Genomic DNA, 14,235 nt, shown 5'->3' with positions numbered 1-14,235 from the left:
AAAACATATACTGGTGCTAAAATGGGCTCAACTTCTTATTTTGAAAGGCTGTGCTCGCCATATGACAACTTCTATATTAGCTTCTGAGACACTTGCGATTCCTCGTTCTGAACACCCTCATCCACATTGGCAACGTCATGAATGGATGAATTTGAATGGGCAATGGTCATTTAAGTTTGATCCGAACAATGAAGGTATGAAGGCGTTATGGTACTCCAATCCTGAAATCGCTTACGACTCAATGATCACTGTACCTTTTTCTTGGGTAAGTCCCTTATCCGGAATTGGCTGCGATCAACAAGGAATAGGCTGGTATCGCCGCACCGTGAATGGGCAGGCTGTTGACCAACAAACACGATTGTTTTTACGTTTTGGGGCAGTAGATTATTCATGTGATGTGTGGATAAATGGAGAACATGTAGGTTCACATCAAGGTGGATATGGTTCATTTGAATTTGATATTACACCTTACTGGGCAGCTAATTGTGAGAATAATATTGTCGTAAGAGCTGAGGATTTCGATCATGCTTATCAAGCGCGGGGCAAACAAGGATATGGAGAAATCCGTGGAATTTGGCAGCCTGTATGGCTTGAAGCACGTCCCGAAACTTATATGAAAGATGCAAAGTTTGTGACCCGTATAGATGGACAGGTGAAGGTAACTACAAGAATAATTGCGCATGAAACGGGTTCGGCAGAGTTTACGCTGCAATTCGCTGATCATTCTGTTGTTCATACAGAGAAGCTGCAGCTTATAGCAGGGGTGAACGAATGTAAGCTGTCTATCGATGTTCCCAATCCGCATTTGTGGAGTCCAGAAAATCCTTATTTATATGAAGGTGAATTGCAGCTTAGTGGATCGTTTGGTACAGATACAGTCAGCACTTATTTCGGAATTCGCGAAATTCAGACTGCCCGCTTTGAAGATCGTGATTATCGGTGGATCACCTTAAATGGTAAACCGATATATTTGAACGGTACTCTTGATCAGTCCTATCACAAGACAGGGTTTTTCACCTATCCAACGGATGAAGACATGCGGGATGAAATATATCTAATGAAACGTTTAGGGCTAAACATGGTGCGAATTCATATCAAGCCCGAAGAACCCCGTAAGCTGTATTGGGCGGATAAGCTTGGCATTCTTGTTATGGAAGATATGCCTTGTTTCTGGGGTAATCCGGATGACAAGGCCAGAGCCTCCTATGAGAGAGAAGCCCTTGAGGTGATTGAACGAGATTATAATCATCCATCTATTTTTTCGTGGGTTATGTTCAACGAGACCTGGGGTTTGAAGACAGATGCTCAGGAGGCTAGCCTCACAAGTGATGTACAGCAGCAGAGTAGTTATCTTAAAGAGACACAGGAATGGGTGCGGGAGAAATATCGCTGGGCGAAGCAGCTTGATCCGACTAGAATTGTTGAGGATAACTCGCCGTGTAATTATGATCATGTGGAATCGGATATTAATACATGGCACTTTTACATTAATGGTTACGAGCAGCTGCAAGCCCACTTAAATGAGGTTGTAGATAAAACATTCCCGGGATCGGAGTTTAACTGTATTGGCGGCAACGTACAGTCTGATGCCCCTCTAATGAACAGCGAATGCGGTAACGTGTGGGGGATAGAAGGTGGTGCAGGGGACAGTGATTTGGCATGGCATTACCGCTATATGATGAATGAATTCCGGCGGCATGATAAGCTATGTGGATTCGTATTTACTGAATTCCGTGATGTTACGAATGAGTTTAATGGTTATTACCGGCTAGACGGGAGCGATAAAGATTTTGGATATGGGGATTTTGTTCCCGGGATGACGATTGCGGATCTGCATTCCCCAGATTTTATCGTGTTAGATGCTCCTCCATGCCAGACAGTAGAAGCAGGGCAGAGTGTTAAAGTACCTTTGCTAGGTTCCAGCTTCGCGGACAGCTATCACGGTCATAATTTGAAGCTGAAATGGGAACTGTGGTACGACAATTTGGGGACTCGGGTCACTGCGCAAAGTGGACATATGTCTGTGAAATGGGATAACTTTGGAAACACTATACTTCCTTCTTTGAACATTACAATGCCTGGTCAGGAGGCGGCTGCAATACTTGCTGTTTCTCTGATTAATGAGAAGGGTGAAGCGATCACGCGGAATTTCATTACTTTTGATGTAAGAGGCGGTAATAACACTGTATTGTTTAAAGGTGAAGGAGAATTTATTCAAATTCCAGTGGGAGCTTATACCGATCATAACTTTAAGCATCAATGGGATGCTATCCAAGGATCTAAGATCAATGGTGCTGGGCAAGGTCAGTATGTATACGAGGTTACACTGCCAGATGCAGCAGATAAATCAATGATTGGTGAGATCGAAATCATGTTCGAAGCAAGTGCTAAACGATTGCTGGCGCGGCATGTTGAAGGTACGAAGCTTAATGATATGGGCCTTGATCTTATGCATGGGGCAGATGCGAGGGTGGAATATAATCCGAATACGTATTATATGACGGATGAAGAGCGGCATCCTTCCCGAGTGAACGTTCTGGTGGATGGGCAGCGGATTGGTTCTTTCTATTTACCGGATGATCCAGCTGATAGCAGAGGGATTTTGTCTTGGCATTATCAGCCAATAGCGAATAAGCTGGATGAGGCTGGATCTTATGGCTACCTATGCAAGGCAAGTGTACCGGGGCAGTTAGCAGCGAAGCTGGATCGCAATCGTGTTTTCCGTTTGGAACTGCAAGCAGAGGACGGCGGGCTAGCTTTGTATGGCCGTAATGCAGGTCGTTATCCACTGGACTTGTTGATTCGTTATCGCTAAATAACCTTAATATGAAAATAAAGCAATCCCAGCTAAGAAGCAGGGATTGCTTTTTTATCGGTACTGCAAGGTATTATTAAAGTTCTTTATCATTAATGCTGTTTAACCAGCTTTCAATCTCTCCAATGACCGAACTAATGCAGCCATCTTCAAAAGGTGAAGTCAGGCCCGCAAGTTCAACCAGCTTGATAAAGGATTTGCTTCCTCCAGCTTGACATAACTCTAAATAATCACTCCAAGCGGATTTAAAATCTTCATTTGAACGTTTCCAGAACTGGAAGGCACATAGCTGTGCTAGTGTATAGTCAATGTAATAGAACGGGGAGGCGATGATATGGCCTTGCTTATGCCAAAATCCACCTTGTTCCAGATAAGCATTACCTTCATAATTGCGGTGCGGCAAATATTTTTTCTCGATTTCTCGCCATGCTTGCTTACGTTCAGCAGGGGTTGCTTCAGGATTGCTGTAAACAAAATGCTGGAATTCATCTACAGTAACTCCGTAAGGAATAAACTGAAGGCTATCTGCCAAATGATTGAAACGGTATTTGTCTGCATCCTCTTCAAAGAACAATTCCATCCATGGCCAAGCAAAAAACTCCATGCTCATGGAATGGATCTCACAGGCTTCATAAGTAGGAAAAGCATATTCAGGTACATTAATATTTCGGCTTTCATACACCTGGAAGGCATGCCCCACTTCATGGGTCAAGACATCAATATCCCCTGAGGTTCCATTGAAATTTGAGAAGATAAAAGGTGCTTGGTATTGGCTGAAGTAAGTACAATAGCCACCGCCTTGCTTACCTTTTTTACTTACTAAATCCACTAGATTGTTATCCAACATAAAAGTAAAAAATTCATCAGTTTCCGGAGAGAGCTCTTTGTACATCTTGGATCCGTTAGCTACAATCCAGTCAGGATCTCCTTTAGGAGTGGCATTGCCAGTCTTGAAGCTGAAGTTCTCGTCATAAAACTTCAAGGCATCCAGACCTAGGCGTTCAGTCTGCCGTTTCTTAAGCTGTTGGGAGACGGGTACGATATGCTCCAGAACTTGTTTCCGGAAGTTGGCTACCATGTCGGCGTTATAATCGGTACGCATCATCCGGTCATAACCTAGCTCAACAAAGTTGCTGTAACCAAGCTTTTTAGCAATGCGGTCACGGACTTTAACTAGCTCGTCATAGATTCGATCAAAGTCACTCTCATGTTCAGACATAAAATCATATCTGGCTTGTGAAGCACGTTTGCGCATATCGCGGTCCGTGGACAATTCAAAAGGAGTAAGCTGAGTCAGTGTCCGTTCTTCGCCTTCGAATGGAATCTTGGCGGACGCGATAAGCTGAGCGTATTCTGTAGAGAGTTTGTTCTCCAATTGTAAATCTTCGATGATTTCTGGACTAAAAGTACGCAGAGCTACTTCTGCAAGCTGAAGCAGCTGCGTGCCCCATTCTTGTTCGAATTCGGCTCTGTATTTGGAATTGACGAGTGCTTTGTAGTAGTCCGTTATGTATTCCTGAACGATAGGGCCAATCTCGTCCATGAATTCCTGTTCAGCCTTGTAGAATTCATCTGTTGTATTGATCGAATGGCGAACGCTAACCAATGTCTGCAGGGTGTCAAACTCATTGCGAAGCTTGTTAATAGCGGTAACGGAAGCCTTTTGCACTTCTAATGGCTCGGTGTCATTGAGATCTTTAAGCAGGTTGTTAAAATCCTGTTTGAACTTCTCTACATCCGGGCGCTCATAGCGATAATCATTAAATTTCATTAACTATTCAACTTCCTTTCTATACCAGATAGTCTCTATTATATATTCTGAACAGCAATTTACGATAGACCTGTGTTAGCTGTTTTTGAATAAAAAAAGAACAAATGGACAAAAGTGTAAAAACTTGTTAGATGAAATACGGTTTGATATTATCTAAGAATATAGTAGAAATGATATTTATAGCGATTACTTAGCCTTTATTTAACCAGCATTCACTGCATACGGGTTATCTCTGTTTATATACGAAGTTTTGTATTTTTCCACTTTACATCCTTCCTCCCTCTTTTTTTGCTGTAGCCGCACAACTGTCGACAAACTTAATATATCATGATATATTATTATGTATAAGATGAAAAAATTAGAGTCAGGAGATAACGAAAGTCATGAGTGAGACAACATCATCCAAACCGATGTATGAAAAAATATTTGATGAAGTGAAGCAGCTTATCGTTAATAAATCCTATGGACAAGGGGAACGGGTTCCCTCTGAGAAAGAACTGGCTGAAGCCTATAATGTTAGTCGGATTACGAGTAAAAAAGCTCTGGAAATGCTCGCCGCGGAACAATTAATTGTGAGAAAACCGGGGAGAGGTTCATTTGTGGCAGATCCAGCAGTCGATTACATGGAATCAGCGATATCTCCGGGGACGGTCTCCGACGGAACTGTTTTCAATTCCTTTAACCATGAGGAAAAGACGATCGGTCTGGTTATTACCGACTTTGGCAACAGCTATGGCACAGGCTTAATTTATGGCATGGAGCAGGCTTCACGTGATAATGATTGTTTTCTGGTTTTAAGAAGAACGTTTGGGGTGCCGGAGAACGAAGAGAAATCTATTCAGAAGTTGCTCAGCTTAGGTGTAGATGGTCTGATCATTTTTCCGGCTCAAGGCGAATTTTTTAATGCGGAGATTCTAAAATTGGTGATAGGGCGGTTCCCGCTAGTTCTGGTAGATCGCCATTTAAAAGGAGTGGCAGCAGCATCGATCAGTACTGATAATATGCAGGCTGCACTCAAAGGTACGGAGTATTTATTTGATCTCGGGCATACTCATATCTCCTTTCTCTCTCCACCTCCAGCGGATACCACAGCTCTTGAAGAGCGGGTAGAGGGATTTATTCAAGCGCATGCGGAACGGGGAATAGCTGTAGACAAGGGATTGTGGGTCAGCGATTTGACCTCAACACTACCGGATTCCTTCAACGATGAGAATATTGAACATGACATTTCGCGGCTAATTTCTCATATGCAAAAGAATCCAACAATAACGGCGCTTTTTGCTGTGGAATATAATATTGCGCTGCTGGCTAGAACTGCGGTCCAACGACTTGGGCTACGAATTCCAGAAGATATTTCGATCATTTGCTTTGATAGTCCGCCAACTCCACTTGGTTCGGGTTATGCATTTACCCATTTACGGCAAAATGAAGAAGAGATGGGGCGGCTTGCAGTAGAAAATGTATTGCGAATTATGAACGGGCAGAGTGTGTCCAATAAGATAATGCTGGAAGCTCAGTTGATTTCTGGTGAATCCACAAGCTCCGCTAAACAATCTATCTCTAAATAGAATTTTGGCTTATTCTCCAAATTAAACATATATTAGTTGTTATAAAAACCTATCCTTTTGGATGGGTTTTTTTATTTGTTTTAGATATATATTTATCATTATAGATGTATTGATATATCATTATAATAAAATAAACATATTGACATACTAATTACATGACAATATACTAATCAATGAAAGCGCTTCAAATTTAAAAAGAAAAAGGGGGTATTATAACTGAAAGCAACTAGAGAAATACCCGAGTCAATGCATAAACTGGCATCTAGCGTAAAAGCACAGCTGAGTGATCGCCCGAAATTAGCCGAAATGTTCGAGAAATGTATGGCCAACACCTGGAACACAACCTTAAAACGAATGCCAAACGGAAGCACTTTTGTTATTACCGGAGATATTCCAGCGATGTGGCTACGGGATTCCGCCGCACAGGTCAGACCTTTCCTAATCCTTGCCTCCGAAGATGAAGAAATTGCAGACATGATTGAGGGACTTGTACGTAGACAATTTACTTACATCCAGCTTGATCCGTATGCTAACGCATTCAATGAAGAAGAAAGTGGGCATGGCCACCAAGAGGATCTGACGGAGATGAGCCCGGGAGTCTGGGAAAGAAAATATGAAATTGATTCGTTATGTTATCCAATCCAACTGAGTTATCTGCTCTGGAAGAATTCGGGCCGTACTAGTCAGTTTAATGAGTCGTTTGTAACAGGCGTAGAAAGAATCATAACATTATGGACTACCGAACAGAACCATGAGCGCGATTCAAAATATCTTTTTCAACGGATGAACTGTCCGCCCACGGATACGTTAGCTCGAGAAGGCAAAGGGACGTTGACGGCTTATACCGGAATGACTTGGTCTGGATTTCGTCCTAGTGACGATGCCTGTGAATATGGGTATTTGGTTCCGGCCAATATGTTCGCGGTGGTTGTTTTACGATATGTGTGTGAAATTGCCCGTAAGATTTTAGGTGATCAGGAGCTGGAAAAGAAAGCTAGAAAACTATCTGACCAGCTTAATAAGGGAATAAGTGAGTATGGAATTGTAGAACATCCAGAGTTTGGAGCGGTCTATGCTTATGAAGTAGATGGTCTGGGACAGGTGAATTTTATGGATGATGCAAATGTACCTAGTCTACTCTCTATCCCTTATTTGGGTTATGTGACTGCTGATGATCCTATTTATAAAAATACCCGTGAACTTATTTTAAGTAGCACTAATCCTTATTTTTTCGCAGGAAAAGCGGCTGCTGGCATTGGAAGTCCGCATACGCCAAATCGGTATATCTGGCCCATAGCTTTAGCGATGCAGGGAATGACATCTACCCGCTTTGAGGAACAGGAAGCCTTACTTCATCTGCTGGAGAAGACGGATGCAGGAACTGGATTTATGCATGAAGGGTTTCATGTGGATAATCCTGATGAATTTACACGTCCATGGTTCTCTTGGGCAAACATGATGTTCTGTGAGCTTGTACTCATGCGCTGTGGTAAGCAGATTAAGCGCGGTTGAGACCAACAAGGTTTGAATAATCGACTCTAAAGGGGATAGAGAACATGAAAAAATGGCTGGTTACCTCAATTGTTTTGGTAATGACTACTGCACTTGCTGCGGGCTGCGGTGGCAATAACGGATCTGCGGACAAAGAGACCGGAAACACAAGCAAAGCTGGGAGCAGTACCGGGAAAAAGACAGAGCTTACCTTCTGGGGAGATTGGGGCGGTGAGGGGCAGAAGCAATTCGAGACCATGGTGGATGCTTTTAATAAATCGCAGGATAAAATTCACGTAAAATATGTGCTGCAACAGGATATGATCACGAAATTCCTAACTTCTGCGACCAATGGCGGCACTCCTGATGTACTGTTTTGGGACCGTTGGAGAACTTCGCTGTATGCCCCGAAAAATGTACTGCATCCGGTGGATGAATACTTAACGCGTGACGGTATTTCCGAAGATGATTTCTACAGTGAATCCCTACGGGAGCTTTCATACGATGACAAATTATATGGGCTGCCGCTTACAGTAGATGCCCGTGCTCTTTTCTATAATAAGAAGCTGCTCGCAGAAGCAGGACTTCAGCCTCCAACAACTTGGGATGAGTTAGAGGCAGCGGCTACGAAGCTAACGAAATGGAATGGAAATAAATTGGAGACTGCAGGTTTTTCTATGGGAGATTTGGGACTTTTTAATATGTATCTCCAACAGGCTGGCGGCACCATGCTTACAGAGGATGGAAAGACCAATTTTAATAATGAGCAGGGCAAGCAGGTGCTTGAGTTCTGGGATCGCCTAATGAACAAGGACAAAGTGTATAAAGTAGGGTTCGAACTTGGACTTGGTGAAGGGCAAGATGCTTTTGTCACAGGTAAAGTGGCTATGCTGTATTCCGGTCCGTGGATGCTCAGCACCTATAACAAATATGGTAAAGACCTGGATTATGGAATCGTTCCTCCTCCGGCCGGACCAAATGGTGATAAAGGTAGTGTCATGGGTGGATTTGGGCTAGTGATTCCAGAAGGCTCCAAACATAAGGAAGAAGCATGGGAGTTCATCAAATGGTGGACAGCGAACAAGGATAACGCGTTGCTCTGGGCAAAGACGAGTCTAAACCTGCCGGGTTATAAGCCATCGATGGAAGATCCATTTTTCAAGGATGATCCAAAGTGGCAGCCGTTTCTGGAAACGTTGGAGTTCGCCAAGGTTCGTCCGAACCATCCTGGATATTCCGTGATGGAGACTGATGCTTTGGCCCCTAATTTGCAGCTTAACCAGCAAAACAAGATGAGCATTGATGAGACCTTGAGGAAATCGCAAGAAGAGGGCGACAAAATGCTGAAGGATAATGAAGTAGTGAAATAATAAGTAAGACATTTGAAGTGAAGGGAGGTTTCGCCTCCCTTTTGCTTAGGAGGGGGTAGCTGAAATGGCTTCCATCAGAAAACTAGAGAAACATCAGGCGCGGACGGCTTATCTGTTTATTACACCCACGGTATTGCTGTTTACAGTATTCACAGTCATCCCTGTGGTAATGGCGCTATATTTAAGCTTTACCAACTACGATGTACTTAGTAGAAACGATTGGATCGGTTTTGATAACTATCGCCGTTTGATAGAGGACAGTTTGTTATGGAAAACATTCCGAAATGTATTTCTGTATTCCATCATTTTCGTTCCATTTAATATTCTGATTTCGCTTCTCCTCGGGATTCTGCTTAGTCGATCCTGGCGTGGGGTAAAGTTGTTCCGCACATTGAATTATCTGCCTACCCTTACATCCGCCGTTGCTGCTGCTACCGTTTGGATCTGGCTTTTGCATCCTGAATTTGGTTTGGTTAACGGATTGTTGTCTTATGTTGGGATTACGGGTCCAGCTTGGTTATCCGAGACCCGAACGGCGATGTTATCCATTATTATGCTTACCCTCTGGCAATCGGTAGGTTCTAATATGATTATCTACTTGGCAGGTCTGCAGGGCGTGCCCGACTATTTGTATGAATCTGCACGGCTGGACGGTGCTAATAAGCTGGCTTGTTTCCGGTTTATTACTTGGCCGCAGCTGCGACCAACAACCTTTCTTGTCAGTACGATGTCAATCATTGGTGCGTTGCAGTTGTTCGACCAAGCTTTTGTGCTGACGCAGGGTGGTCCGGCGAATATGACAAAGACTCCAGTTTATCTGATCTATCAGCAGGGCTTTAATCAATTGCAAATGGGCTATGCGTCTGCACAAGCATTTGTGCTTGCTGTGGCGATTCTCATTTTCTCACTAATAAACATGCGGATCACAAAGGCGGAGGAGTCCATTGTATAAGCCGGGCTTGCCATGCAGAAGGGGGATAGAGGTATGGATACTAGCGGAAGTTCGTTATTAAAAAGAAGCTTAAGCAAATCTATCTATTATATAGTGTGCATAGTTATTGCTATCGTAATGTTTCTACCTTTTTATTGGAGTGTTCTTACATCCTTGAAGCCTGACGAAGAGATCTTCGCCATGCCCATCCGGTGGTTTCCTTCACATTTGACCTTAGAACACTATCGTAAGGCATTTACTACGGTTCCGTTTGCGCTCTATTTCTGGAATTCGCTTGTACTTGCAGTGGCGGGTGTATTGGCGAATCTGTTCTTTGGTTCTATCAGTGGTTATGCGTTCGCAAAATTGAATTTTAAGCTCAATAAGCCGATATTCCGCGTGCTGCTTGCGGCGATGATGATACCAGGCATTGTGACGATGATCCCCACGGTTTATGTCATGCGCCATATTCCTCTTTTTGGAGGAAATGATATTTTTGGTAGCGGGGGTAACGGGCTGATGAACTCCTTCTGGGGGATTATTCTTCCGGGCGCTTCTGGAACCTTTGCTGTGTTCTTTATGCGGCAATTCTTTCTCACCTTGCCTAGTGACATGATGGAAATGGCCCGGATCGAAGGCTGTGGAGAGTTTAAAATATTTTGGCGGATATATTTGCCGTTGACTAAACCAGCGCTGGCTACTTTAAGTATCTTTACCTTCCAAGCGGGCTGGAACAGTTTCTTGTGGCCAATGATTGTGCTGAATGATCCCGACAAAGCAACGATTCAGATGGGACTTCAAGCTTTTTCTTATAATTTTCAAACAGACTACGGTCCAATGATGGCTGGAGCGCTAGTAGCAATCTTGCCGATATTGGTGTTGTTTTTAGCTCTTCAGCGTTATTTTGTACAGGGGATAGCCTTCAGTGGTATTAAGGGTTAATGCAATAAAAATCGAACCAGGGAGAGAGTCTATATGAATCAATTGGAGATAGGGATTTGGGAGGAACGGGCGAATCAAGCACAAGCTGCATTGGATTCATTCTTCTGGAATGAAGCGATCAAAATGTACAATATAGAAACACCTTGTCCAAATGGAGAATGCAACACGATTTTTCATTATTGGTGGATGGCCCATGCTGTGGATGTATTGGTAGATGGACTACAGCGGACTGGAGAGAACTGGTATGCCAAAAGGCTTTCCGCACTTCATGAAGGTCTGCTACAACGAAATGGTGGTATGTGGCCAAATGAGTTGTATGATGATATGGAATGGATGGCTCTCGCGTGGCTTCGTGCTTATCAAGCAACAGGAGTGGAAGGTTATAAAGATACAGCCCTTCTTTTATGGAACGACATTCAGACAGGTTGGAACGAGCATATGGGCGGTGGAATTGCTTGGCAGAAATCACAGTTGGATTATAAAAATACACCAGCCAACGCACCGGCAGCTATACTTGCGGCACGCTTGTATCAAGCTTTTGGTGAAGCTGGCAATCTTGAATGGGCGTTAAAAATATACAGATGGCAAAAAGAGCATCTAGTAGATCCGGCAACGGGTTTTGTATGGGATGGCATGAATCGCACTGGCGATGGAAAGATCGATAAAGATTGGAAATACTCCTACAACCAAGGTGTTTTCATTGGCGCAGCAGTTGAACTGTATCGTATCACTAAAGAGCAGGAATATTTAGAGGATGCTCGTCTAACCTTTGCTGCCGCAGCCCATGAAATTGCTGACTCTGAGGGAGGTGTGCTGCCAGATGAAGGAAATGGTGATGCGGGACTGTTTAAAGGAATCCTGATTCGCTATACAGCTGAATGGGTCAAAGCTGATTCCGCAGCAGTTAAAGCTGTAGATTTCCTGCGAGCGAATGCAGAATGTCTCTGGGAACAAGGAAAGTCAGAGGATAAAGTGTTGTTTGGCACAGATTGGACTTCGTCCTCTGCTGGTGTAATTCAGCTCAGCTCCCAGCTTAGTGCGATTAAGCTGCTGGAGAAGATGGCTGAATTAACTAAGGAACAGGGTTGAGGTGAGTTCTTAATGACACAAGCAAAGGAAGCCATAGAAGCAGTCAGTTGGCAGGAAAAGTCCGAGTGGTTCCAACAATGTCTACTACGTAATTATTATAATGCTGAGACGGGGATCATGAACCAATGGTATCCCAGAGCGTACAACGTTGCGGGGGAAAACTTTTATTATTGGTGGCAGGCTCATGTCATTGATATTTTAGTAGATGGTTATGAGCGTAGTGGAGATCCTGTGTATTCCTTGAAAATTAAGGAGCTAAGTCAGAGTCTGCAAGCTTATAACGGGGGGACTTTCAGGCATAATTACTATGATGATATGGAATGGACAGCATTGGCGTTGCTGCGTGCTTATCGGGTAACAGGACATGAAGCCTATTTAAATGCTGTGCTTGATCTATGGGAGGATATTAAGACGGCTTGGAATGAACAGTTGGGTGGAGGTCTGGCGTGGAAGAAGGATCAGCTAGATTATAAAAACACACCTGCCAATGCACCTGCCGTCATTCTTGCAGCCCGGTTATATGAACTTTTTCATAAGCAAGAGGATCTGGAGTGGGCGCTCCGTATCTATGAATGGAACAAGACATATTTGATGGATTCTACGACTGGTTTTGTGTGGGATGGGATGAATAGACTTGGGGATGGCCAGATCGATTACGACTGGGAGTTTACTTACTGTCAGGGAGTGTTTCTAGGCGCTGGCCTAGAGCTTTACAAGAATACGGGTGATGTTCATTACTTAGAAGATGCGATTCGAACGGCTAATACATGTATTGATCGGTTATGCGATCCAATTAATCTGATGTTGCCTGATGAAGGCATTGATGATACTGGATTGTTCAAGGGCATTCTGATTCGTTATTTGGTTCAGCTCTGTAAAATATCTCCTGTAAATATCCGTATTCGCGAGGTTATATTGGCCAATGCAATGCAGTTGTGGGAAAAAGGTCTGGATAAACAACTGGGTCTGTGCAGTTCATCGTGGGAAGTGAAACCGGAGCTTCCGGTTCAGCTGAGTATTCAACTCAGCGGCTTGATGCTTCTGGAGGGTGCTGCGGCACTGGTGAACGAATAGCCTGAAATATATAAAGACACCTCAAGAGAGGTGTCTTTTTGTTGTTTAAATTAACTATCTGCAATTAGAAAATCCGATGTTTCCAGCCATTTAATTTAGCGATAGCCTCAATATAATAGTAGTCTCCATAGATCAGGGATACATCAATGAAGGAATTGCCACTGCCAGTTCCGTGCAATAAAATCGCTTCATGCTCCGGCAGCTCCCAGGTTGCGTAATTTTCCGTCAGTGAGCGCAGAATTCGCTCCGCTGCATTTGCATATAGACTTTTTTCGCCTAAGGGTACGATATCTGCAAGCTCTAATAATCCTGAAGCGGCTATAGAGGCTGCGGAGCTATCTCGGAACATCCGGGTATCATCCTCTAGGCGGAAATCCCAATAAGGGACTTGATCCTCAGGCAAAGCAGAGATGAAATAATGTGCGATCCGCTTAGCCGTGTTCAGGAAACGTTCATCACCAGTGTGGCGATAAGTATTGATAAAGCCGTACAATCCCCAAGCTGTTCCTCGGCTCCAAGAGGATTCAGCCGAGTAGCCTTGACCGCCAAAATTCTCAAGATAAGCACCTGTCTCTGCGTCAAAAGAAATAATATGTTTGGTGGATCCATCCTCACGTATGCCAAATTGCATTGTCGTTTCGGCGTGGCTAATTGCAATATGCTTATAGCGGGGATCACCTGTCACTTTGCTGGCCCAGAACAGCAGGGAGATATTTAACATACAGTCGATAATTACCCAGCCGTATTTATCTTCATTCCATGCGCGGATGAATTTGCCTACAGGATTATAGCGGGCAGCGAGGAAATTCGCAGCTTCAGTTCCTCTGCGCAGGGCATCTTCGTCACCTGTAATTGTATGTTTGATTACAGCGGTCGGAAGGAATTGGAATCCCACATCGTGATGCATCTCAACCGTTGGTTTAACAAACCATTCCTCCAAGGTACCGTCCCAATGCCAAGCAGCCTCCTTGTAAAGATCTTTTCCGGTCATATCATGCATGATCCAGAGGAGTCCAGGCCAGAACCCTGTAGTCCACCAGTCTGAACCGATATCATCAAATTTGCCATCTTTCCCGGCGAAATGCGGGCACTTGTCACCGATCTGCTCTACCATACGTTCCACTTTTGTATCAAGTCTACCCATGATTTCCTGCCAATAAGGGTGTGTCATTATTATTGCCTCC

The 14,235-nt window shown here is 43.8% G+C and carries 10 protein-coding genes; 8 read left to right on the top strand and 2 right to left on the bottom strand.

All coding sequences use genetic code 11. From position 1 onward, the window contains the following. Nucleotides 1–61: 61 nt before the first annotated feature. Nucleotides 62–2,815, top strand: coding sequence for a glycoside hydrolase family 2 protein (locus MHH89_RS08920; protein WP_076306118.1), 2,754 nt, complete (start codon nt 62–64; stop codon nt 2,813–2,815). A 76-nt stretch (nt 2,816–2,891) separates the two neighbouring features. On the opposite strand, the gene MHH89_RS08915 is transcribed toward MHH89_RS08920, so the two are convergent. Further along, the gene (locus MHH89_RS08915) at nt 2,892–4,586 is read right to left on the bottom strand and encodes a M3 family oligoendopeptidase (protein WP_341086866.1); all 1,695 of its coding nucleotides are present in this window, start codon (nt 4,584–4,586) and stop codon (nt 2,892–2,894) included. A gap of 383 nt (nt 4,587–4,969) precedes the next feature. On the opposite strand from MHH89_RS08915, the gene MHH89_RS08910 reads away from it, so the two are divergent. From MHH89_RS08910 to MHH89_RS08880, 7 genes are all read left to right on the top strand, one after another. Then, nucleotides 4,970–6,154, top strand: coding sequence for a GntR family transcriptional regulator (locus MHH89_RS08910; RefSeq protein WP_076280056.1), 1,185 nt, complete (start codon nt 4,970–4,972; stop codon nt 6,152–6,154). A 246-nt stretch (nt 6,155–6,400) separates the two neighbouring features. Continuing rightward, on the top strand, nt 6,401–7,666 hold the full coding sequence (locus MHH89_RS08905; protein WP_076280055.1) for a glycoside hydrolase family 125 protein: 1,266 nt from the start codon (nt 6,401–6,403) through the stop codon (nt 7,664–7,666). A 44-nt stretch (nt 7,667–7,710) separates the two neighbouring features. Then, nucleotides 7,711–9,015, top strand: coding sequence for an ABC transporter substrate-binding protein (locus tag MHH89_RS08900; RefSeq protein ID WP_076280054.1), 1,305 nt, complete (start codon nt 7,711–7,713; stop codon nt 9,013–9,015). A gap of 64 nt (nt 9,016–9,079) precedes the next feature. Continuing rightward, a complete protein-coding gene (locus MHH89_RS08895; protein ID WP_036688088.1) occupies nt 9,080–9,967 on the top strand; it encodes a carbohydrate ABC transporter permease in 888 nt (295 codons plus the stop codon). A 33-nt stretch (nt 9,968–10,000) separates the two neighbouring features. After that, on the top strand, nt 10,001–10,888 hold the full coding sequence (locus tag MHH89_RS08890) for a carbohydrate ABC transporter permease (RefSeq protein WP_076142466.1): 888 nt from the start codon (nt 10,001–10,003) through the stop codon (nt 10,886–10,888). A 33-nt stretch (nt 10,889–10,921) separates the two neighbouring features. Continuing rightward, entirely contained in the window at nt 10,922–11,977 is a 1,056-nt protein-coding gene (locus MHH89_RS08885; RefSeq protein WP_341086864.1) for a glycoside hydrolase family 76 protein, read from the top strand. 12 nt (nt 11,978–11,989) lie between these two features. Then, on the top strand, nt 11,990–13,051 hold the full coding sequence (locus tag MHH89_RS08880) for a glycoside hydrolase family 76 protein (RefSeq protein WP_076128258.1): 1,062 nt from the start codon (nt 11,990–11,992) through the stop codon (nt 13,049–13,051). A gap of 64 nt (nt 13,052–13,115) precedes the next feature. On the opposite strand, the gene MHH89_RS08875 is transcribed toward MHH89_RS08880, so the two are convergent. Beyond that, a complete protein-coding gene (locus tag MHH89_RS08875) occupies nt 13,116–14,222 on the bottom strand; it encodes a glycoside hydrolase family 88 protein (RefSeq protein ID WP_341086863.1) in 1,107 nt (368 codons plus the stop codon). Between the last annotated feature and the right edge of the window lie 13 nt (nt 14,223–14,235).

It is taken from the genome of Paenibacillus sp. FSL H7-0323 (genome assembly GCF_038002725.1).
In the GTDB taxonomy this organism is placed as follows: Bacteria; Bacillota; Bacilli; order Paenibacillales; family Paenibacillaceae; genus Paenibacillus_AQ; species Paenibacillus_AQ odorifer.
The sequence above is the reverse complement of the archived record's forward strand: the minus strand, read 5'-3'. Positions and strand labels throughout refer to the sequence as shown.

Bases quoted from the DNA above. Each gene is read 5' to 3' on its own strand.
- MHH89_RS08885 (WP_341086864.1), top strand. From the start codon at position 10,922: ATGAATCAATTGGAGATAGGGATTTGGGAGGAACGGGCGAATCAAGCA.
- MHH89_RS08880 (WP_076128258.1), top strand. From the start codon at position 11,990: ATGACACAAGCAAAGGAAGCCATAGAAGCAGTCAGTTGGCAGGAAAAG.
- MHH89_RS08895 (WP_036688088.1), top strand. From the start codon at position 9,080: ATGGCTTCCATCAGAAAACTAGAGAAACATCAGGCGCGGACGGCTTAT.
- MHH89_RS08915 (WP_341086866.1), bottom strand. From the start codon at position 4,586: ATGAAATTTAATGATTATCGCTATGAGCGCCCGGATGTAGAGAAGTTC.
- MHH89_RS08920 (WP_076306118.1), top strand. From the start codon at position 62: ATGACAACTTCTATATTAGCTTCTGAGACACTTGCGATTCCTCGTTCT.
- MHH89_RS08875 (WP_341086863.1), bottom strand. From the start codon at position 14,222: ATGACACACCCTTATTGGCAGGAAATCATGGGTAGACTTGATACAAAA.
- MHH89_RS08910 (WP_076280056.1), top strand. From the start codon at position 4,970: ATGAGTGAGACAACATCATCCAAACCGATGTATGAAAAAATATTTGAT.
- MHH89_RS08905 (WP_076280055.1), top strand. From the start codon at position 6,401: ATGCATAAACTGGCATCTAGCGTAAAAGCACAGCTGAGTGATCGCCCG.
- MHH89_RS08890 (WP_076142466.1), top strand. From the start codon at position 10,001: ATGGATACTAGCGGAAGTTCGTTATTAAAAAGAAGCTTAAGCAAATCT.
- MHH89_RS08900 (WP_076280054.1), top strand. From the start codon at position 7,711: ATGAAAAAATGGCTGGTTACCTCAATTGTTTTGGTAATGACTACTGCA.